The organism is Bariatricus sp. HCP28S3_D3 (assembly GCF_052065755.1).
Taxonomy (GTDB): domain Bacteria; phylum Bacillota; class Clostridia; order Lachnospirales; family Lachnospiraceae; genus Allocoprococcus.
In genome coordinates, this window is record NZ_JBQHTK010000014.1 from 50,722 (window position 1) to 71,432 (window position 20,711).

Below are 20,711 nucleotides of genomic sequence, written 5' to 3' on the forward strand. Positions count from 1 at the left end.
ATAAAGAAAATGGGAGGAATTTCTTATGAAACTCAAAGACACAGGATTAACAGCAGAAGAATTGAAAGCCATTGTAAACAAATACATGGTAGAAACCTATGCACGTTACGATTTCATCGCAGAGAGAGCAGAGGGAATGTATCTGTATGATGAAAAAGGCGTTGCATATCTTGACTTCTATGGCGGTGTTGCTGTAAACAGTGCCGGAAACAGAAATCCGAAAGTAGTTGCGGCAATCAAGGATCAGGTTGATGATATTATGCATACCTTCAACTACCCATATACCGTACCGCAGGCACTCCTTGCAAAAAAAATCTGTGACACGATCGGGATGGATAAGATTTTCTTCCAGAACTCAGGAACAGAAGCTAATGAATGCATGATCAAAATGGCAAGAAAATACGGTGTTGAAAAATACGGCCCGGAACATTACCATATCGTAACAGCTGTCAACGGTTTCCATGGCAGAACCTACGGAGCACTTTCAGCAACAGGTCAGCCGGACAATGCATGCCAGCTTGGATTCAAACCGATGCTTCCTGGATTCTCTTATGCAAAATACAATGATCTGGAAGATTTCAAATCAAAAGTAACAGAAAATACGATCGCGATCATGATCGAGCCGGTACAGGGCGAAGGCGGTGTACATCCGGCAACACAGGAATTCATCGAAGGACTTCGCAAGCTCTGCGATGAGAGAGGAATGCTTCTCCTTCTTGATGAAGTACAGACCGGATGGGGACGTACAGGTTCTCCGATGGCATTCATGGGATACGGAGTAAAACCGGACTGTGTAACTATGGCGAAAGCAATGGGCGGCGGAATGCCGATCGGAGCTTGCTGTGCAAGTGAAGAGGTTGCGAAAGTATTTACATCAGGAACACATGGTTCTACATACGGTGGACATCCTCTTGCATGTGCTGCATCTCTTGCATCTATCACAGAGATTCTGGACAACGACCTGAGCGGAAACGCAAAAGTAATGGGAGAATACTTCAAAGAAAAACTTGCAACCCTTCCACATGTAAAAGAAGCAAGAGGAAAAGGACTCCTGGTAGGCTGCGAATACGATATGCCGATTGCATTGGATGTGAAATGGGCATGCTTCCGCAGAAAACTTCTGATCACGGCGATCGGAAACAATGTAAACCGTATGATTCCGCCACTTACACTTACCAAAGATCACATTGATCAGGCAATCGAGATCATGAGAGATGCGATCCTTGAAGTGACAGGAGAATAGAAGACGGCGTGAAACAATCATAAATATTGCAAATAAAGGCATTGCATGCGAACATCACAAAGCATGGCAATGCCTTTTTTTGTTCCATGCATTTGAGAAAATGGTCCATTGGATTATTGTGAGTTGTCATGTATATAATAAAATGAGCTTGCTATTTTTGTGATTTGGCAGTATATTTCTTTCAAATGGTTCCGTATATAAGGCGGTTATTTACAATGGAGGGATAAATCAATGTTGAAACGGATGCAGCTTTTTCCGCTGAATTTTTATAAAAAGGCAAAGTTTAACGGAAGTATGGGAAAGATGAATTTCCGACTGGGAAAAGAAGAAAAAGAATCTGAGGATGGCGAGAAGGAGACGATCCTTCTGGGTACGGTCTGGGAAGGACCGTACAATTACGACAACACTCCGGAGGAAAAAAAAGAGACGAAAGAATTTGCCTTTGCAGAAGAAGGAATCTGCGAAGCGCTGGACTGGTTTAATGAAAAAGGAAAAGAATATAACGGAAACATAGGATAGAAGGTTCTATTTTAATGCGGCATGGCATTTATTAGTAACAGACGAATTGGTGAAGGAGCTGTTTTATGCGTAGATTTTTGGCTGTATTTCTGGGAATCGTACTGTGCCTGCAGACGAGTTATAGGATGCCATGCTTGGTCAGCCTGGCGAATGAAGAAACGCAAACAACCGGCAATATCCAGGATGATTCCGGGGAAAAAGAAAAAAATACAGAAGAACTTGGTATTTCCGCAGAGTCAGGAATAATTATGGAAGCTTCCTCCGGGAAAGTTCTCTATGAGAAGGAGGCCGACAAGGAGCTTCCGCCTGCGAGTGTGACCAAGATCATGACACTTCTGCTCATTTTTGATGCTCTTGAGAGTGGACAGATCCATCTGGAGGATGAGGTGACGACTTCCGAGTATGCGGCATCCATGGGCGGATCCCAGGTGTTTCTGGAACCGGGAGAAAAGCAGAGCGTGGAAACTATGATCAAATGCATTTCTGTGGCAAGTGCGAACGACGCCTGTGTGGCAATGTCCGAATTGATCTGTGGCAGTGAGCAGGCCTTTGTACAGAAGATGAACGAACGTGCCAAGGGGCTTGGAATGGAACATACTCATTTCGTAAACTGCAACGGACTGGATACGGACGGACACCTCACGACCGCAAGAGATATCGCACTGATGTCTCGGGAACTCATCACAAAATATCCAGAGATTCATAAGTATTCGATGATCTGGATGGAAAATATCACCCACACGACTGCTAAAGGAACCAGCGAATTCGGTCTCACCAACACCAATAAATTGATTCGCCAGTACGAATACGCGACAGGACTGAAGACCGGCTCCACCAGTAAGGCAAAGTTCTGCCTTTCGGCAACGGCTGAAAAAGACGGGATTGAAATGATCGCTGTTGTCATGGCTGAGCCGGATTCCAAAACCCGTGTCAAGGATGCGATTTCTATGCTGAACTACGGTTTTGGAAAATGCAGCCGCTTCGTCGATGAAAATGTGCTTGAGGAGCCGATTTTTGCGGAAGTGACCAGGGGAATCGAAAAACAGGTTGAAGGCGAAGCCGAGAATTCCTTTCAGTATGTGGATGTCACAGGTGCAGATCTGAATGCCATAACGAAAGAAACAACGGTGGAACAACTCGATGCACCGGTGAAACAGGGCGATACCATCGGGCAGGTAAGTTACAAGCTGAACGGAGAAAAGATTGGTGAAGTTGCCATTTATGCAAAAGAAGATGTCGGAGCGATGACATTTTTTTCGGCATTGCTGGACGTATTGGAAGAAATGACAGTTTAAGGAGATGCAACGGAAATTCAGGAAAATGCTTTCGAAGGAGTTACGGCTACAGCTTTCTATCCCGGCGGGAATGAGACCTGGACAAGCGATGTGATGCAGAACTACGGCGGCACCATCACCTGGAAACCTTTCTGCAAAGAGCATGCGTGGGGTGAATGGACTGTTACCACCGAGCCTACCTGTACCGAAAAGGGTGAGGAAACCAGAACCTGCACTGTTTGCAAGGTTACCGAAACCCGCGAGGTAGATGCTCTGAATCATAAGTGGGACGATGGCGTTATCACCACAGAACCGACAGAAGATGCCGAGGGAGAAAAGCCCCGGTCAAAGCGAAGTTTACCCTCGGTCTGGCCGGGGTTCTATTGTGACGGACCATACGATCATCGGTTAGAAGAATTAATAAATCAGGTGTACAAATATTCAAAAATCAGATATGATATAAGTACCATGGAAATGCTGGGTTTGAAACTGTAAGAAAAGGAATATATGTAGATAAGACAGGGTTGATATCGTTTATTAACAGTACACTTGGAACAAGCGATAAGATGACATGTGTAAGCAGACCATGACGTTTTGGAAAATCATTTGCAGCAAAGATGCACGTGAGGAATTTGTTCGTGCTGTAACTACAGGGAAGCATACAGAAATTGCAAAGCTGATTCGTAACTCTGATCATCTTCTGGATGCTACATTGAATATGGATGCGGAAGAGGTGGCTGCTGCAATTAAGGATTATGGGGCAGATATTCTGTTGGTTGGAATTAATTACGATCCGAAGAGCAAAGAACATTCCTGTATGATAGAACGGGTAGAACGAGATTAAGATGACTTTAAGGAGATTTGCAGAATGATATATTTACTGGCTGCCCTCATAGCGGCAGTGCTGCTCATATTAGCTGAAATATACCGGGAGACACATCGGTTTGTAGTGACGGAATACGAGATCAGGACACCGAAGCTTCCTCCTGAAATGGAAGATAAAAGAATCGTATTTTTAAGTGATCTTCATAACCGCGAATACGGAGAGGAGAATGGTAAGCTTCTGGAAAAGATTCGGGAGCAGAAACCGGATCTGATCCTCTGCGGCGGGGATATGCTTGTGGCAAATAGAAATACGCATGGCGGCAGGGAGAGTTCCTGGGGAAAGGCGGCAGAATGCATGAAAAAACTGACCGAATTTGCCCCGGTATATTGCGCGCTCGGAAACCATGAACAGAGGATGCTTGAGGATCCGGAAAATTACGGCGACAGCTACTGGAAATATAAGAAAGAACTGGAACAGGCCGGAATCCATTTTCTGATCAATGAATCCTGCGAGATGGAATGGGAAGGCACTCGGGTTCTTCTGTATGGAATGAAGATGCCTTCGGAATGTTATGCCAGATTCGGCAGGATGGAGCCTTCCCTGCAGGATATGAAAGACGGACTGGGACAGGCAGATCCGCAGGCATGGAATGTTCTGATGGTGCATCACCCGGAATTTGTCACGATCTACAAAGAATGGGGAGCGGATCTGATTCTTTCCGGTCACCTTCACGGGGGCGTTATGCGGCTCCCTGTACTGGGAGGCGTCATCAGCCCTCAAGTAGGGCTGTTCCCGAAATATTCCGGCGACTGCTACAAAGAGGGAGATACAAGTATTGTAGTCAGCAAAGGACTGGGGACGCATACGATCAATATCCGTCTGTTCAATCCGGCGGAGCTGATCGTGCTTCATATTCATGGAATGTAGAAGAATGATTTATGCCTGTGGATATTGCCATGGGCTTATTTCAGTGGATTTGTAAGATCTATTTGCCCGAAAGCCAGAAGTGTGTTACACTGTTCTAGTGCACGGACACGCTTTGATTCGACAGACGGAAAGGCAGTAAGAATATGGGAATTCCGGTAAAACTGCAGGTGTTTGAGGGGCCGTTGGACCTTCTTCTGCATCTGATTGATAAAAATAAAATAGATATTTACGATATTCCGATCGTGGAAATCACCAACCAGTATATGGAATATATCCGAGATATGGAACGGGAAGATCTGAACATTATGAGTGAATTCCTGCTGATGGCAGCCACGCTTCTGGACATTAAGTGCCGTATGCTCCTGCCGAAGGAAGTCAACGAAGAGGGCGAAGAAGAGGACCCGAGACAGGAACTGGTGGAACAGCTCCTCCAATATAAGATGTACAAATATATGTCTTATGAGCTTCGGGATCGTCAGGTAGACGGAGAGAAGATTTATTACAAGGAGGAAACGCTTCCCGATGTTGTCAAGAGCTATGTCGAGCCTGTGGATCTGGATGAGCTTCTCGGGGATCTAACCCTTTCGAAGCTGAATGACATTTTCCAGGAAGTATTAAAACGACAGACGGAGAAGACGGATCCAATCCGAAGTAAATTCGGAAAGATTGAGAAGGAAGAAGTGACATTGCCTGAGAAACTGAATTATGTGGAAGAGTATGCGAAAGTACACCGCAACTTCAGCTTCCGGGATCTACTTACTAGACAGGCATCCAAGGTCCAGGTGATCGTTACATTTCTTGCAATATTAGAACTTATGAAAATCGGAAAGATTACGATTTATCAGGAACATACGTTTGATGATATACTGATTACCTCGAACGAGAATGAAGGGGAACATAATGAAGATTAAACAGCTGCAAGGCATAATCGAGGCGATTTTATTTGCCATGGGTGATTCGGTTGAAGTCAGCAAGATCGCTGCGGCAATCGAACAGGATGTGCCAACTACAAAGAAAATCATTCACAACATGATGGACCAATATGAGAAGGAAGGCAGGGGAATCCGCATCATTGAACTGGAGGATTCCTTTCAGCTTGCCACGAAGCCGGAAATGTATGAGTATTTGATCCGGATCGCCAAGCAGCCAAAGCGCTACGTCCTCACCGATGTCATGCTGGAGACGCTTTCGATCATCGCGTACAAACAGCCGGTTACCAGACTGGAGATCGAGAAGATCCGTGGTGTGAAATCAGACCATGCCGTGAATAAACTGATCGAGTACAATCTTGTCTGTGAGGTGGGAAGGCTCGACGCACCGGGGCGACCGTTGTTATTCGGAACCACTGAAGAATTTCTTCGAAGATTCAGCGTAACGTCGCTGGATGAGCTGCCGGGAATCGATGCGGAGAAGATGGAGACATTCAAAGAAGAGGCCGAAGACGAAGTTCAGCTGAAGCTGGATATATAACCGGGACAGAGGTATTATACATGTAAAAAGCAGAAAGCTGCAGAAATTGTAGGAAACAGGATCATTCCTGTATACATTTTCAGCAGCTTTTTTAGTTGCTGTGCAGACTCCCAAAAGGTTCGGTAATCAATAGCTTCATAGAGAAATTGGAAGAAAGAAGATGCATGGAGAAAAGCACCCGTTCATACGATAGGATAGAGGAAAATAATGTCCTCAAGAGGAGCTATGATATGATTCGAATAGGGAGATGTGCGTAATGAAAAGAATCCGGAATCTTATATCGGTCACCTGCATTTTCATCATATCCATTAATCTCATCGTGATGCCGCAGCTTGCCGGGACTGAAGAAATACTCCATGCGCTGGCTTCTGACGAGGTATGGGAAGTGAATCAGGCATCTCAGGAATCAGTGAAGGAAGAAGAAGCAGCAGGTTCCCTGCCGGAAGAGCTGCAGAATCTGCATGCCATTTCCGCTGTGCTGATGGATGCCAAGAGCCGGCGTGTCCTGATCTCGAAGGGCGGGCAAACCATGCGGCCGATGGCAAGCACGACAAAAATCATGACCTGTATCCTTGCCCTGGAAGCGATGAACGCGGAGAATGAAAGCGCGGAGAATGAAGGTACACAGATGGAAAGTGCCGGGGAAATTGTAACCGTATCGAAGAATGCTGCTTCTCAGCCTAAGGTCCATTTGCAGATGGCAGAAGGAGAACAGTATTATCTTGAAGATCTCTTGTATTCCCTGATGCTCGAATCACACAACGACAGTGCAGTTGCCATCGCCGAGCATATTGCTGGCAGTGTGGAACAATTTGCCGAGAAAATGAATGAAAAGGCAAAAGAAATCGGGTGTACCAATGCCCATTTTGTGACGCCAAACGGACTGGACGCGGAAGATGACGGCGGAAAGCACAGCATTTCGGCTGCCGATCTGGCAAGGATCATGAGCTACTGCATTCTCGAATCACCAAAAGCAGAAGAATTTCTGGGGATCACACAGCAGAAAAGCTATTCTTTTTCCAATGTCGAAGGGACAAGGAATTTTACCTGCACAAACCACAACTTGTTCCTGGATATGATGGAGGGAGCCATTTCAGGAAAAACCGGGTTTACAGGAGAAGCAGGGTATTGTTATGTGGGAGCACTGGAGAATGGCGGAAGAACCTTTGTCGTTGCGCTTCTGGGCTGTGGATGGCCCAATAACAAAAGTTATAAATGGGTTGATACCAAGAAATTGATGCAGTATGCGCTGAAGACGTATCAGTACCGCGATGTATGGAAAGAGCCGGCGCTCAGGGAAATTACCGTGGAAAATGGAATTCCGGATGATCAGGAGCTGTTTGGGGATGCAAAATCCACGCCGGTCCTGCAGACAGAGGAAGGAAAACAGAAGGAACTGCAGGTTCTTTTATCGGAGTCGGAACAGGTAGAGGTGACTGTCTGCCAGGAAGAAACAATGCAGGCACCGGTGACGAAAGGAACAGAAGCGGGCTATGTATGCTATACTTTGAATGGAGAAGTACTAAAAAAGTACCCTCTGGTCATTGAAGAGGAGATTCCGGTGAAAAACTATGCCTGGGTATTCCGAAAAATCTGTAAAAAATACATGATGATAAATTAGATCAATTAAATTGCTTAAATTTGTCGCTGGACTTTATAATATAGATGTGTTAGGATATGTGAGTACAACAAAATAGAGCAAGAACATTGACGAATATTTATGAATTTTGCGCGAAGACTGAAAAATTCCTATAATTCAGACAAATTACATTCTTGAGTATTTATAGAAGGAGAGAACACGATGAAGAATTTTGAAAAGTATGAAAGACAATATTTTATGCCGCCGGAAGTCAGTTATGACTGGGCGAAGAAGGATTACATTGAGAAACCACCGATCTGGTGCAGTGTGGATCTGCGTGACGGCAATCAGGCACTGATCGAGCCGATGAGCCTGGAGGAGAAGCTGGAATTCTTCCAGTTGTTAGTTAAAGTCGGATTTAAAGAGATCGAAGTCGGTTTTCCGGCAGCATCCGAGACAGAATATCAGTTCATGCGCACTTTGATCGAGAAGAATATGATTCCGGACGATGTGACCGTACAGGTACTGACTCAGGCACGTGAACATATCATCAAGAAAACATTTGAAGCAGTAAAGGGAGCGCCCCATGCGGTTGTACACCTTTACAATTCGACATCCGTTGCTCAGCGTGAGCAGGTGTTCCGCAAGAGTAAAGAGGAGATCAAGAAGATCGCGATCGACGGAGCGAAACTTTTGAAGACACTGGCGGATGAGACAGAAGGAAATTTCACCTTCCAGTACAGTCCGGAAAGCTTCCCGGGAACCGAAGTGGATTACGCAGTGGAAGTGTGCAACGCCGTTCTGGATGTATGGCAGCCGACCCCGGATAAGAAAGCAATCATCAACATTCCGACAACCGTAGAGAACGCAATGCCACATGTATTTGCAAGCCAGGTAGAATATGTAGACAAACACCTCAGCCATCGCGATGGCGTGATCCTCTGCCTGCATCCACACAATGACAGAGGATGTGGTGTGGCAACCGCAGAGCTTGGTGTACTTGCCGGAGCAGAGCGTATCGAGGGAACGCTGTTTGGAAATGGAGAACGTACCGGTAACGTGGACATTATCACACTGGCTATGAACATGTTCTCACACGGTGTTGATCCGGGACTGGATTTCTCCAACATGATGGAAATCCGTGAGACCTATGAGCGTCTTACCAGAATGCATGTTTACGAACGTCAGCCGTATGCAGGAGATCTGGTATTTACCGCATTTTCCGGATCCCATCAGGATGCGATCGCGAAAGGTATGGCCTTCAGGGAAGAGAAAGAATGCGATAAATGGACGGTTCCGTATCTGCCGATCGATCCGAAAGATGTGGGACGTACCTATGACAAGGATGTTATCCGTATCAACAGCCAGTCCGGTAAGGGCGGCGTCAACTACATATTAAAGCAGAACTTCGGTATCAATCTGCCGAAGGAGATGAAGGAAGAAGTGGGATATCTCGTAAAAGATGTATCCGACAAGGCTCACAAAGAGCTGACTCCGGAATGGGTTTACCATATTTTCGAGGACAATTATGTCAATTACAAAGGTGTCTTTACGATTGATGAGTGTCATTTCAAACAGGAAGACGGAATCCTTGCGACAGCAACCATTTCGCATGCGAACAGCAAACGGATCGTGACAGCATCCGGTAATGGACGTCTCGATGCGGTAAGCAATGCGATCAAGCAGTATTTCAACATCAGCTACGAGCTGTCCTTCTATGAAGAACATTCTCTGACAAAGGGATCTTCTTCCAAGGCATGTGCATATGTCGGTATTATCTGCAACGGACATACATACTGGGGAGTCGGCATTGATGCAGACATTATCCACGCATCCATCGATGCACTGGCAGTTGCGGTTAATAAAATTGAAGAGATCAAAACAGCAGATGAGTGTAAGGACGAACGTATGCTTGAGATCATGAATTATATTCAGGCAAACTATCTGGATGTTTCTCTGGATGACCTCTCTGAGAAATTCTTCCTTTCCAAGCCGTACCTGTCCAAATACATCAAAGAAAAATCAGGTATGACGTTCGGGGACATCGTAAAGAAAGTCCGTATGAAAAAAGCCAGAGCCATGCTTAAGAGCAGCAGTATGACCGTGGAAAATATCGCGCTTTCTGTTGGATATCAGAACGTGGAGCATTTTAACCGGCTGTTCAAAAAAGCGTATAATATGACACCGGTACAGTTCCGGAATCAGAAATAGGTGACAAGGGGGCGAGTGACTAGGGGTGACGGGTGACCGGTGACCCTAGTCACTCGTCCCCTTGTCGCCTTTGGTCTTTTTTTAATACAATGTGAAATTATTAACGAGTTATTCGCGAAAAATGTTGCAGTTTCCAGAAAATACAAGTATAATAAACTCGGCAGAAAATTTGGTTTATATTATAATTATAAAATGGAGGGCTAGATTTATGAGTAACACAACAACATCAAATCCGGCAGGCATGAGAATTGCTGCATTGCTTGATTCGGGAAGTTTTGTTGAAATCGGCGGAGCAGTAACAGCAAGATCGACAGATTTCAACATGCAGGAGAAAGAGACTCCGGCAGATGGTGTCATTACCGGTTATGGAGTCATTGACGGTAATCTTGTCTATGTGTACAGCCAGGACGCGACTGTTTTAAAGGGCGCGATTGGTGAGATGCATGCAAGAAAGATCGCACATATCTATGACATGGCAATGAAGATGGGTGCACCGGTCATTGGACTTATTGATTGTGCAGGTATGCGTCTTCAGGAAGCAACAGACGCACTGAATGCATTTGGAAGTCTCTACTACAAACAGGCAATGGCTTCTGGCGTTATTCCACAGATTACTGCTATTTTCGGAAATTGCGGCGGTGGACTCGCAACAGCTGCAGCACTGACTGATTTCACATTTATGGAGACAAAGGGCAGATTATTTGTGAACTCTCCGAATGCAATCGTCGGAAATGAAATTAAGAAATGTGACACATCCTGCGCTAAGTTCCAGAGCGAGGAATCCGGAATGGTGGATGCAGTCGGAACAGAAGAAGAGATCCTGGAAAATATCCGTGAACTCGTATGTATGCTTCCGGCAAATAATGAGGATAACGATTCTTATGATGAATGTACCGATGATCTGAACCGGATCTGTGAAGATATTGAAAATGCAGCCGAGGACCCATCCATTGTTCTGTCAATGCTTTCAGATAGCGGCGTTTTCTTCGAAACAAAGAAAGAATACGCAAAAGATATGGTGACCGGTTTTATCCGTCTTAACGGAATGACCGTAGGAGCAGTGGCAAACCGCTCAAAAGTATTTGATGAAGAAGGAAAGGCAGCAGAAGAATTCAACGGTTCTCTTTCAGCAAGAGGATGCAAGAAAGCAGCCGGATTTGTGAAATTCTGTGATGCATTTGGAATTCCGGTCCTGACACTTACCAATGTAACAGGATTCAAGGCAACTGTATGTTCGGAGAAGAATCTTGCGAAAGCAATGGCATCACTTACCTATGCATTCGCCGATGCAACCGTACCGAAAGTTACTGTTGTAACCGGAAAAGCATACGGAAGCGCATATGTGACCATGAACAGCAAATCCATCGGAGCAGACATGGTTTATGCATGGCCGAACGCTGAGATCGGTATGATGGAAGCTGATATGGCAGCAAAGATCATGTACGCAGATGCAGATGCCGATACATTAAAAGAAAAAGCAGCAGCGTATAAAGAGCTTCAGTCAAGTCCGCTTTCCGCTGCAAGAAGAGGCTATGTAGATACGATCATTGAACCGGCAGACACCAGAAAATACGTGATCGGCGCATTTGAGATGTTATTTACAAAGAGGGAAGAACGTCCTTCAAAGAAACACGGAACAGTTTAGTGAGGTGAAGCAAAGTGAAGAAGAAAATCAGTTTATTAATCTGCATTCTGGCACTTGCGTTTGCCTTTACCGGCTGTAATAATACGAAAGAGATCCAGTATGATCCGGAGACAATCAAGATGAGCTGTGAGCAGGTATTGAATATCGTTGCAAGTGGCGGTATCTCAGATGAACAGGTCAGCAGCATGTCAGACTGGAATCAGGGATATCTGATGTCACAGTTTGAAGCTCAGACCGGTGTCCAGATGGAAGCAGAAGACTTTATTACCGCACTTCAGGGATGGAGCGCATCAGCGGATGAATGCGGACAGTATATCAGTCACGGTGACTATCAATTCAAGAGCAGCAGTTCAACCCTGACGGTCATTGCACCGGCAGAATTCTCAGACAGAGCAGCTGATCTGGAGTTTACATTTGATGAGAATCTGAAGCTGGAATCCTTTACGGTAAATGCTTCATTCAGCACGGGAGAGATTCTTAAGAAAGCCGGAATGAATACATTATTAGGTATGGGAACTGTATTTTGTGTTTTAATATTCATGAGTTTTATTATTTCTCTGTTTAAATACGTTCCTGCATTAGTAGACAAAAAATCCGGAAAACAGGCAGAGCCTGCAAAAGCTGCTCCTGCACCGGCAGTGGCAGAAGAAGCCGCAGCAGAAGAAGAGAGCGATGACACAGAACTTGTCGCGGTTATTGCTGCAGCGATTGCCGCTTACGAAGGAACTTCTACGGACGGTTTCGTAGTACGTTCTATTAAGAGAAGAAAATCCAACAAATGGAATGCATAAAAATAGTTGATATTCAGGAGGAATTAATCATGAAAAATTATACAATTACAGTGAACGGAAACGTATATGATGTGACAGTAGAAGAAAACGGAGCAGGAGCTTCACCGGCACCGGCAGCAAGACCGGCAGCGGCACCTAAGGCAGCACCAAAGGCAGCACCGGCAGCAAAAACGGCAGCAGGCGCAGGCAGCATCAAAGTGGCAGCAGGTGCAGCCGGAAAAGTATTCAAGATCGAAGCAAGCGTCGGACAGAAACTTGCAAAAGGTGATACCGTTGTGATCGTAGAAGCAATGAAGATGGAAATTCCTGTTGTGGCTCCGGAAGACGGAACCGTTGCTAGTATTGATGTAGCAGTAGGCGATATGGTAGAAGCAGGCCAGACATTAGCTACATTAAACTAAGGAGCAGCATCCTTTTGACAAACAGGAGGTTATAACATGGAATACATTACAAATACACTGGGAAATCTCCTGCATCAGACCGCATTTTTCAATCTGACTGTTGGAAACTACGTGATGATTGCAGTTGCATGTTTTTTCCTTTACCTTGCGATTAAGCATGGCTTCGAACCGCTGCTTCTCGTACCGATCGCATTTGGTATGCTTCTGGTAAATATTTACCCGGACATCATGCTTCATGCAGAGGACGCAGCAAACGGAACCGGCGGACTCTTATATTATTTCTTCAAACTGGATGAATGGGCGATCCTCCCGTCTCTGATCTTCATGGGCGTAGGAGCGATGACCGACTTCGGACCGCTGATCGCAAATCCGAAGAGTTTCCTTCTCGGAGCAGCAGCCCAGTTTGGTATCTTCGCAGCTTATCTGGGAGCCATGGCAATGGGATTCTCAGACAAAGCAGCAGCAGCTATTTCCATTATCGGTGGAGCAGACGGACCGACTTCCATCTTCCTTGCCGGTAAATTACAGCAGACGGCCATCATGGGACCGATCGCCGTGGCAGCGTATTCCTACATGTCACTGGTGCCGATTATCCAGCCGCCAATCATGAAACTCCTTACAACCGAAAAAGAACGTAAGATTAAAATGGGACAGCTTCGTCCGGTTACCAAACTGGAAAAGATCCTCTTTCCGATCGTCGTTACCATCGTTGTGTGTCTGATTCTTCCTACAACAGCACCACTGGTTGGTATGCTGATGCTCGGTAACTTATTCAAAGAATCCGGTGTAGTAAGACAGCTTACAGAGACCGCTTCCAATGCCATGATGTACATCGTTGTCATTCTGCTTGGAACATCCGTAGGTGCAACCACAAGCGCAGAAGCATTCCTGAACCTGGATACTCTGAAAATCGTGGCACTCGGTCTTGTTGCATTCGCATTCGGTACCGCAGCCGGAGTGCTCTTCGGTAAGATCATGTGCTGGGCAACTCATGGACAGGTGAACCCGCTGATTGGTTCCGCAGGTGTATCCGCCGTACCGATGGCAGCCCGTGTATCCCAGAAGGTCGGGGCGGAAGCAGACCCGACAAATTTCCTTCTGATGCACGCAATGGGACCAAACGTTGCCGGCGTAATCGGAACCGCCGTAGCCGCCGGAACATTCATGGCTATATTCGGAGTAATGTAACAACAGGAAGGAATTTGCTTGCTTGCAAGGGCAAATTCCGGTTGTTATCGAATGTCAGGCAGCACGAAGTGCGGAGATTCCGAAGGAATCACATGCGAAGCATGTGCCTGACTATGAGATAAGAATCCGTGAGCAGCCAGTCCCGTGAATCATTCAAAGACAAGCAAGGGCAAATTCCGTAATAGAAAAACTTGGAGGAAGAAATAAATGGCTGAAATTGAAAAAAAACCAATTAAAATTGTGGAAACTGTTCTCCGTGACGCACATCAGTCTCTGATCGCGACACGTCTTACAACCGAACAGATGCTTCCAATCGTTGATAAAATGGACAAAGTCGGATATCACGCCGTAGAATGCTGGGGCGGAGCTACGTTCGATGCTTCCCTTCGTTTCTTAAAAGAAGACCCGTGGGACAGACTTCGTAAATTCCGTGACGGATTCAAGAACACCAAACTTCAGATGCTCTTCCGCGGACAGAATATCCTTGGATATCGTCCTTATGCAGATGATGTAGTAGAATACTTCGTCCAGAAATCCGTTGCAAACGGAATCGATATCATCCGTATCTTTGACTGTTTGAATGACTTAAGAAACCTTCAGACAGCCGTAAAAGCAGCAAACGCAGAAAAAGCAGAAGCACAGGTAGCACTTTCCTACACATTGGGAGATGCATACACACTGGATTACTGGGTAGACATCGCAAAACGTATCGAAGATATGGGAGCAAATTCCATCTGTATCAAAGATATGGCAGGCCTGTTACTTCCATATAAAGCAACCGAACTGGTAGGCGCATTAAAAGAAGCAGTGGATCTTCCAATTGAACTTCATACACACTACACATCCGGTGTTGCTTCCATGACATACCTGAAAGCAGTCGAGGCAGGAGTCGATATCATCGACACCGCAATGTCTCCATTTGCACTCGGAACCTCACAGCCGGCAACAGAAGTAATGGTAGAAACCTTCAAAGGCACACCATACGACACCGGATTTGACCAGAAGCTCCTCGCAGAGATCGCAGACTACTTCCGTCCGATCCGTGACGAAGCACTTGACAGCGGTCTTCTGAATCCGAAGAACCTCGGCGTAAACATTAAGACACTCCTCTATCAGGTGCCGGGCGGAATGCTCTCCAACCTGACAAGCCAGCTGAAAGAACAGGGTGCAGAAGACAAATTCTACGAAGTACTCGAAGAAGTACCGCGCGTAAGAAAAGACCTCGGCGAACCGCCGCTCGTAACACCATCCTCACAGATCGTCGGAACACAGGCCGTATTCAACGTCCTGATGGGCGAACGCTACAAGATGGCAACCAAAGAGACAAAAGACGTACTCAGCGGAAAATACGGCGCAACCGTAAAACCATTTAACGAAGAAGTAAAGAAAAAAGTACTTGGCGATGACGCAGAAGTCATCACATGCCGTCCGGCAGACCTGATTCCGGATGAACTGGATACCCTTGAAAAAGAAATGGCCCAGTACAAACAGCAGGATGAAGACGTACTCAGCTACGCACTCTTCCCGCAGGTAGCAATCGACTTCTTCAAATACCGCGATGCACAGCAGAAAAAAGTTGATGCAACAATCGCAGATACTGAGAATGGAAGCTACCCGGTGTAGGGACGGTTCTTTTGCCACGACCAGCGCCCTTTGGCTCGCGTTAGGTTCGGGGCTCGCGTTGGGAACGACTCTTTTGCCACGATCAGTGCCTAATGTGCAGATATAAATGATATAACGAAAGAAAAGAAGAGGGCTGTCGCATTTAAGGATATGTAAACCTTAGATGCGGCGGCCTTTTTTGTCTTTTTCATAGAAAACGCTTTGAGGCACCTTAGTATTTGCCAAGAATTAAGCTTTTGTCTTTAGAGAAAATAAGTCCGGTCATAGAGGTTTTTTTAGTAAAAATATTGTAAACCCCACCTAATTGTTGTAAGATGTAAAAATGAGCAAAGGACGCTCCTCGTGACAGAAGGAACGTCCCCAAAGGAGGCAGTTCATGAGTACGCAAAATGAACTATTAACAAGACTGGAAGAAAAGTATCCGAAACTGAGCAAAGGCCAGAAGCGCCTGACGGATTATATCCGGCAGAATTACGACAAAGCAGCATTTATGACGGCATCGAAGCTGGGGGAAGCAGTAGGTGTCAGCGAGTCCACGGTTGTGCGTTTTGCATCTCAGCTCGGATACAAGGGATATCCGGAATTTCAGAAAGCACTTGGAGAGCTGGTGCGGACAAAACTGAATTCGATCCAGAGGATGGAGGTCACTTACGGAAGAATTACCCAGAGTGAGATTCTTGAGACTGTGCTTCAGTCGGATATCGATAAAATCAAGATGACAATGGAAAGCATTGATCAGCAGGCGTTTGAGTTGGCGGTAGATACGATCCTCAATGCAAAGAGAATCTATGTAGTCGGCATCCGAAGCTGCGCCCCGTTAGCTAATTTCCTCAGTTTTTATTTAAATTTGATCTGCGAAAACGTAATCAGTGTTCATACGAACAGCTCCAGTGAAATATTTGAACAACTGATCCGGATCAATGAAGAGGATGTGATTATCGGCATCAGCTTCCCGCGCTACTCCATGAGAACGCTGAAAGCACTGGAGTTTGCAAGCAACCGTAAAGCGAAAGTGATCACATTGACCGACAGTGTACATTCTCCGATGAACCTCTATTCTTCCTGCAACCTGATCGCACGAAGTGATATGGCGTCTATCGTGGATTCCCTGGTCGCACCTTTAAGCGTGATCAACGCTCTGGTCGTGGCACTCTGCATGAAGAAGCAGAAAGAAGTCATCCAGACACTGGAAACTCTGGAAGATATCTGGGACGAGTATCAAGTCTACTCGCGGGACGAACTGAATTCGGTCGGAGATACCGTAACCATGAAATCTGATAAGACGGGAGAAAAAGAGAATCAATGAGTAAAGTATTGATCATAGGAGGCGGCGCAGCCGGGATGTTTGCTTCGATCTTTGCCGCCAGAAATGGAAACGAAGTGCATATATTTGAAAAGAATGAAAAACTCGGCAAGAAGCTATTCATCACAGGAAAAGGACGCTGCAACATCACCAATGCCTGCGATATGGATACCTTATTTGCAAATGTAGTCACAAATGAGAAATTTATGTACAGCAGTTTTTACGGTTTTACCAATCAGGACGTGGTGGATTTTTTTGAAAATGCCGGGCTTCCGGTAAAAATCGAGCGTGGAAATCGTGTATTTCCGCAATCTGACCATTCCTCGGATGTGATAAAGACTCTGGAAAAAGAGATGAAAAATCTGGGCGTCCAGGTACATTTCTATACAACAGTGAAAAATGTGGCTGCGGAGAACGGCTCATTTTCCCATCTGGTACTGGCCGATGGAAGTAAAGTGACGGCGGACGCATGTATCATTGCGACCGGCGGACTTTCCTATCAGACAACCGGATCGACCGGAGATGGATTCGAGTTTGCAGCAAGTCTTGGCCATACCATCACCGATACCGCCCCTTCACTGGTGCCGATTGAGACAAAAGAAGATTTCGTGCCGCAGCTAATGGGATTATCCCTGCGAAATGTACAGGCCACGATCTACAATGGGAAGAAAGAAATCTTCTCAGATTTCGGAGAGATGTTGTTCACCCATTTCGGCGTCAGCGGCCCGCTCATCATCAGCGCCAGCGCATATGTAGGCAAAATGCTCGGAAAAGGGAAAGAACTGAAGCTGGTGATTGATCTGAAACCGGCACTTTCCGAAGAACAGCTCGATGCGCGCGTACTGCGTGAATTTGAAGAAAACCATAATAAACAGTTTAAAAATGCTGTGAATTCCCTCTTCCCGGCGAAACTCATTCCGGTCATGGTCGCACTAAGCGGAATTGATCCGGAGAAAAAAGTGAATATCATATCGAGAGAAGAACGTCAGCATTTCGTTCATCTTATCAAACACCTGGAACTGACACTTACCCGACTGCGCGATTACAAGGAAGCAATTATCACACGCGGGGGAGTGAAGGTCAAAGAAGTGAACCCATCCACAATGGAATCCAAACTGGTAAGAGGAGTGTATTTCGCAGGAGAAGTTCTGGATGTGGATGCACTTACCGGAGGATTTAACCTCCAAATCGCATGGTCTACGGGGTATGCGGCGGGAAGCAATATTTGGTAGGAAGAAAAACGATGCTAAAAGGTTGATCTATTATGATTGAAAAGTTGACCGGAAGAAAGCAATTGTTTTTTACGACACATAATACTGAGATTTTAGACATGCAGTTGCCCAAACATACTTTTACATTTCTGAAAAAAGATGTAAGAGATATAGATTTGCCGATAAAATGTATACACGCCGAACAATACTTAAAGCGTAATACAGATTCCTTGAAAAATGCTGTTGAGAATGATTTGTTTTGTACAACTCCTGAATTACATAAGTTATATGAAATTGCAGACCTATAATAGGGGGTGTACAAATGAAAAAAGAATCCATTTATCATTATTATGTTGAGGGTGATGATGAGAAAATAAAGAATTATTAAATAAGGAGAACAAAAACCATGGGATACAACATAGCCATTGACGGACCGGCCGGAGCCGGAAAAAGCACGATCGCAAAACTGGTTGCCAAAGAGAAAGGATACATCTACGTCGATACCGGTGCAATGTACCGCGGACTTGCAATCCATTTCCTGAAGAAAGGCATTCAGCCGGATGAAAAAGAAAAAATCATTGATGCCTGCAAAGATGCAGAAGTAAGCATCGGATACGAAGACGGCGCACAGCAGATTTATTTAAACGGAGAAAATATCACTTCCATGCTGCGAGAAGAGGCGGTGGGAAATATGGCATCCATCAGTTCTGCTGTACCGGAAGTCCGGGCAAAACTGCTGGACCTTCAGAGAAATCTGGCAAAAGAAAAAGATGTTGTGATGGACGGAAGGGATATCGGAACTCATGTACTTCCGAATGCAGATGTCAAAATATACCTGACAGCAAGCGTAGAGTGCCGCGCAAATCGTCGGTTTAAAGAACTGACGGAAAAAGGAATCGCATGCAATTATGATGAAATCGCACAAGATATCCAGGAACGCGACACCCGTGATATGAACCGGGAAATCGCACCGCTTAAAAAGGCAGACGATGCCGTCCTTGTGGACAGCTCTGATATGACGATCGAGGAAGTAGTAAAGGCAATCACCGGCCTTTGCAGGTAGAGAGAATGATAATAAAAAACAAAAAACATTTCTATGTCTTTCTCATTCTCATTTTAATATGGCGATGCATCATATTCGCATTTTCCGCTCAGCCGGGAGACGAATCCACAGACACGAGCATAGGATTCGGGGCGAAGGTTGTCGGATTCTTCATACCGGAATTCAGAGAAATGTCAAAAGAAGAACAGAGAGAATTCCTTGAACCGTATAACTTCATCATCCGAAAATCAGCACATTTTTGCGAATATGCTGTGATAGGAATGCTTAGCATGCTTTTGCTGCAGCAGATCTATATGAAAATGAAATGGAAAATATTTGGCAGCATCGGAATCAGCGCCTTCATGGCATGTACCGATGAATTCCATCAACTGTTCGTAGAAGGAAGAGCAGGGAGAATACAGGATGTCTGCATCGATACATCGGGTGCGACATTGGGAATTCTGGTGACAGTCATAGGAATCACTGTGATAGAAAAAATATGTCAAAGAAAAACCAGAATCAAGAAGAATTTATTATGAAGCCGAAAGTGGATTTTTGCTTCAAAGAGCTTATGGAGGATGAAATCATCCGTAAAGGGTTTATCGCGGCAGTGCTGGGGGTGCCAAAAGAAAGTATTGGGAAGACCATCGGCGCAGGAAATACACCGATAAACTGGAACTGCATGTTCTGGAATTACCCAAACTGGCCAAATATGATTACCCGCCAACAGAACTCATAAACTGGGCAAAGTTCATTAATGCTGAAAATCGTGAGGAGATGGAGAAAATGGCAAAGACAGACGAATCTCTGAAAAAAGCATATGAGAAAGTAGTGAAAATGAGTGCAGATGATGTGAAAAGGCAAGAATACGAAGAACGAGAGAAAGCAATCCGGGATTATAATTGCCAGATGAGGAGTAATTGGAATGCAGGAGTTCAGGTGGGAATAAAGCAAGGGAGAGAAGAAGGAATAGTAAAAGCCTTCCAAAAACTGGGCCTTTCTGCTGAGGAGACAGCAAAGCACATCGCGGAGATGCAGTCAGTCTCTCTGGAGGATGCGAAAGTGCTGGTGGAAAATTACTGGGATGCGAAATAAAAACCCAGAGATAATCTGTGGATCATTATAATCTGAATATTATGATATTGGGGTCAAAAGCCCCTCTATAGTACCTTGAAAAGTTCATATATTTTGCAGTAAATACAAGCCTAAATGGTTTACTTGCTGTATTGTTGGTGCGCTCATCATCAAAGAGCTTTTTGATTATTCCGATGATGAGATGGTTGAAAATCTTATGCTGGATTTTCGAATTCAGTACGCACTGCATACAACAAGTTTTGAAGAACAGCCCCTTGCTGATTTTGAATTTAACGAAGAGGGAACAAAAGTCCTCCGATGTCCAGCCGGCCATTCACCGAAAAGCTGTTCTTATATGAAACAAAGCAATCAGTGTGCCGTTTC

Annotated in this window: 21 protein-coding genes; all 21 read left to right on the plus strand. The window is 45.3% G+C overall.

The window, feature by feature from the left end:
- Positions 1-25 precede the first annotated feature (25 nt).
- Positions 26-1,243, plus strand: a complete 1,218-nt coding sequence (locus ACTNB3_RS10195) for an aspartate aminotransferase family protein (RefSeq protein WP_427807941.1) — start codon at positions 26-28, stop codon at positions 1,241-1,243.
- Positions 1,244-1,474: 231 nt separating this feature from the next.
- Positions 1,475-1,762 (plus strand): hypothetical protein, encoded by a 288-nt coding sequence (locus ACTNB3_RS10200; RefSeq protein ID WP_427820665.1) that lies wholly within the window; start codon positions 1,475-1,477, stop codon positions 1,760-1,762.
- 65 nt (positions 1,763-1,827) lie between these two features.
- Positions 1,828-3,057 (plus strand): serine hydrolase, encoded by a 1,230-nt coding sequence (locus ACTNB3_RS10205; RefSeq protein ID WP_441025377.1) that lies wholly within the window; start codon positions 1,828-1,830, stop codon positions 3,055-3,057.
- A 565-nt stretch (positions 3,058-3,622) separates the two neighbouring features.
- Positions 3,623-3,880 (plus strand): hypothetical protein, encoded by a 258-nt coding sequence (locus ACTNB3_RS10210; RefSeq protein ID WP_427820669.1) that lies wholly within the window; start codon positions 3,623-3,625, stop codon positions 3,878-3,880.
- 24 nt (positions 3,881-3,904) lie between these two features.
- Positions 3,905-4,789, plus strand: coding sequence for a metallophosphoesterase (locus ACTNB3_RS10215; RefSeq protein WP_441025380.1), 885 nt, complete (start codon positions 3,905-3,907; stop codon positions 4,787-4,789).
- Between the two features lie 143 nt (positions 4,790-4,932).
- Positions 4,933-5,700, plus strand: a complete 768-nt coding sequence (locus tag ACTNB3_RS10220; RefSeq protein WP_427805859.1) for a segregation and condensation protein A — start codon at positions 4,933-4,935, stop codon at positions 5,698-5,700.
- Positions 5,690-6,259 (plus strand): SMC-Scp complex subunit ScpB, encoded by a 570-nt coding sequence (scpB, locus tag ACTNB3_RS10225; RefSeq protein WP_427805858.1) that lies wholly within the window; start codon positions 5,690-5,692, stop codon positions 6,257-6,259. The genes ACTNB3_RS10220 and scpB overlap by 11 nt, the downstream gene beginning before the upstream one ends.
- Positions 6,260-6,515: 256 nt before the next feature.
- The gene (locus ACTNB3_RS10230) at positions 6,516-7,880 is read left to right on the plus strand and encodes a D-alanyl-D-alanine carboxypeptidase family protein (RefSeq protein ID WP_441025384.1); all 1,365 of its coding nucleotides are present in this window, start codon (positions 6,516-6,518) and stop codon (positions 7,878-7,880) included.
- 180 nt (positions 7,881-8,060) lie between these two features.
- Positions 8,061-10,049, plus strand: coding sequence for a 2-isopropylmalate synthase (locus ACTNB3_RS10235; protein WP_427805856.1), 1,989 nt, complete (start codon positions 8,061-8,063; stop codon positions 10,047-10,049).
- Between the two features lie 208 nt (positions 10,050-10,257).
- Entirely contained in the window at positions 10,258-11,694 is a 1,437-nt protein-coding gene (locus ACTNB3_RS10240) for an acyl-CoA carboxylase subunit beta (protein ID WP_441025387.1), read from the plus strand.
- A gap of 14 nt (positions 11,695-11,708) precedes the next feature.
- Positions 11,709-12,485, plus strand: coding sequence for an OadG family transporter subunit (locus tag ACTNB3_RS10245; protein WP_441025390.1), 777 nt, complete (start codon positions 11,709-11,711; stop codon positions 12,483-12,485).
- 29 nt (positions 12,486-12,514) lie between these two features.
- Positions 12,515-12,886 carry a biotin/lipoyl-containing protein gene (locus ACTNB3_RS10250; protein ID WP_427805853.1) on the plus strand — a complete coding sequence of 124 codons (372 nt, stop codon included), beginning with the start codon at positions 12,515-12,517 and terminating at the stop codon, positions 12,884-12,886.
- 36 nt (positions 12,887-12,922) lie between these two features.
- Positions 12,923-14,074: a sodium ion-translocating decarboxylase subunit beta gene (locus ACTNB3_RS10255; protein WP_427805852.1), complete on the plus strand. Its 1,152-nt coding sequence runs from the start codon at positions 12,923-12,925 to the stop codon at positions 14,072-14,074.
- 207 nt (positions 14,075-14,281) lie between these two features.
- Complete coding sequence (locus tag ACTNB3_RS10260; protein WP_427805851.1) at positions 14,282-15,697, plus strand: oxaloacetate decarboxylase subunit alpha; 1,416 nt, start codon at positions 14,282-14,284, stop codon at positions 15,695-15,697.
- A 376-nt stretch (positions 15,698-16,073) separates the two neighbouring features.
- Positions 16,074-17,003 carry a MurR/RpiR family transcriptional regulator gene (locus ACTNB3_RS10265; RefSeq protein WP_427805850.1) on the plus strand — a complete coding sequence of 310 codons (930 nt, stop codon included), beginning with the start codon at positions 16,074-16,076 and terminating at the stop codon, positions 17,001-17,003.
- Complete coding sequence (locus ACTNB3_RS10270; RefSeq protein WP_441025393.1) at positions 17,000-18,232, plus strand: NAD(P)/FAD-dependent oxidoreductase; 1,233 nt, start codon at positions 17,000-17,002, stop codon at positions 18,230-18,232. The genes ACTNB3_RS10265 and ACTNB3_RS10270 overlap by 4 nt, the downstream gene beginning before the upstream one ends.
- Before the next feature lie 32 nt (positions 18,233-18,264).
- Complete coding sequence (locus tag ACTNB3_RS10275) at positions 18,265-18,519, plus strand: hypothetical protein (RefSeq protein WP_441025396.1); 255 nt, start codon at positions 18,265-18,267, stop codon at positions 18,517-18,519.
- A 98-nt stretch (positions 18,520-18,617) separates the two neighbouring features.
- The gene (gene cmk / locus ACTNB3_RS10280) at positions 18,618-19,274 is read left to right on the plus strand and encodes a (d)CMP kinase (protein ID WP_427805847.1); all 657 of its coding nucleotides are present in this window, start codon (positions 18,618-18,620) and stop codon (positions 19,272-19,274) included.
- 5 nt (positions 19,275-19,279) lie between these two features.
- A complete protein-coding gene (locus tag ACTNB3_RS10285; RefSeq protein WP_441025399.1) occupies positions 19,280-19,792 on the plus strand; it encodes a VanZ family protein in 513 nt (170 codons plus the stop codon).
- Positions 19,789-19,992 carry a hypothetical protein gene (locus tag ACTNB3_RS10290; RefSeq protein ID WP_427805845.1) on the plus strand — a complete coding sequence of 68 codons (204 nt, stop codon included), beginning with the start codon at positions 19,789-19,791 and terminating at the stop codon, positions 19,990-19,992. Before ACTNB3_RS10285 ends, ACTNB3_RS10290 begins: the two co-directional genes overlap by 4 nt.
- Positions 19,941-20,348 carry a PD-(D/E)XK nuclease family transposase gene (locus tag ACTNB3_RS10295; RefSeq protein WP_441025402.1) on the plus strand — a complete coding sequence of 136 codons (408 nt, stop codon included), beginning with the start codon at positions 19,941-19,943 and terminating at the stop codon, positions 20,346-20,348. Before ACTNB3_RS10290 ends, ACTNB3_RS10295 begins: the two co-directional genes overlap by 52 nt.
- Positions 20,349-20,711: the final 363 nt, after the last annotated feature.

Bases quoted from the DNA above. Each gene is read 5' to 3' on its own strand.
- ACTNB3_RS10195 (WP_427807941.1), top strand. From the start codon at position 26: ATGAAACTCAAAGACACAGGATTAACAGCAGAAGAATTGAAAGCCATT.
- ACTNB3_RS10200 (WP_427820665.1), top strand. From the start codon at position 1,475: ATGTTGAAACGGATGCAGCTTTTTCCGCTGAATTTTTATAAAAAGGCA.
- ACTNB3_RS10205 (WP_441025377.1), top strand. From the start codon at position 1,828: ATGCGTAGATTTTTGGCTGTATTTCTGGGAATCGTACTGTGCCTGCAG.
- ACTNB3_RS10210 (WP_427820669.1), top strand. From the start codon at position 3,623: ATGACGTTTTGGAAAATCATTTGCAGCAAAGATGCACGTGAGGAATTT.
- ACTNB3_RS10215 (WP_441025380.1), top strand. From the start codon at position 3,905: ATGATATATTTACTGGCTGCCCTCATAGCGGCAGTGCTGCTCATATTA.
- ACTNB3_RS10220 (WP_427805859.1), top strand. From the start codon at position 4,933: ATGGGAATTCCGGTAAAACTGCAGGTGTTTGAGGGGCCGTTGGACCTT.
- scpB (WP_427805858.1), top strand. From the start codon at position 5,690: ATGAAGATTAAACAGCTGCAAGGCATAATCGAGGCGATTTTATTTGCC.
- ACTNB3_RS10230 (WP_441025384.1), top strand. From the start codon at position 6,516: ATGAAAAGAATCCGGAATCTTATATCGGTCACCTGCATTTTCATCATA.
- ACTNB3_RS10235 (WP_427805856.1), top strand. From the start codon at position 8,061: ATGAAGAATTTTGAAAAGTATGAAAGACAATATTTTATGCCGCCGGAA.
- ACTNB3_RS10240 (WP_441025387.1), top strand. From the start codon at position 10,258: ATGAGTAACACAACAACATCAAATCCGGCAGGCATGAGAATTGCTGCA.
- ACTNB3_RS10250 (WP_427805853.1), top strand. From the start codon at position 12,515: ATGAAAAATTATACAATTACAGTGAACGGAAACGTATATGATGTGACA.
- ACTNB3_RS10255 (WP_427805852.1), top strand. From the start codon at position 12,923: ATGGAATACATTACAAATACACTGGGAAATCTCCTGCATCAGACCGCA.
- ACTNB3_RS10260 (WP_427805851.1), top strand. From the start codon at position 14,282: ATGGCTGAAATTGAAAAAAAACCAATTAAAATTGTGGAAACTGTTCTC.
- ACTNB3_RS10265 (WP_427805850.1), top strand. From the start codon at position 16,074: ATGAGTACGCAAAATGAACTATTAACAAGACTGGAAGAAAAGTATCCG.
- ACTNB3_RS10270 (WP_441025393.1), top strand. From the start codon at position 17,000: ATGAGTAAAGTATTGATCATAGGAGGCGGCGCAGCCGGGATGTTTGCT.
- ACTNB3_RS10275 (WP_441025396.1), top strand. From the start codon at position 18,265: ATGATTGAAAAGTTGACCGGAAGAAAGCAATTGTTTTTTACGACACAT.
- cmk (WP_427805847.1), top strand. From the start codon at position 18,618: ATGGGATACAACATAGCCATTGACGGACCGGCCGGAGCCGGAAAAAGC.
- ACTNB3_RS10285 (WP_441025399.1), top strand. From the start codon at position 19,280: ATGATAATAAAAAACAAAAAACATTTCTATGTCTTTCTCATTCTCATT.
- ACTNB3_RS10290 (WP_427805845.1), top strand. From the start codon at position 19,789: ATGAAGCCGAAAGTGGATTTTTGCTTCAAAGAGCTTATGGAGGATGAA.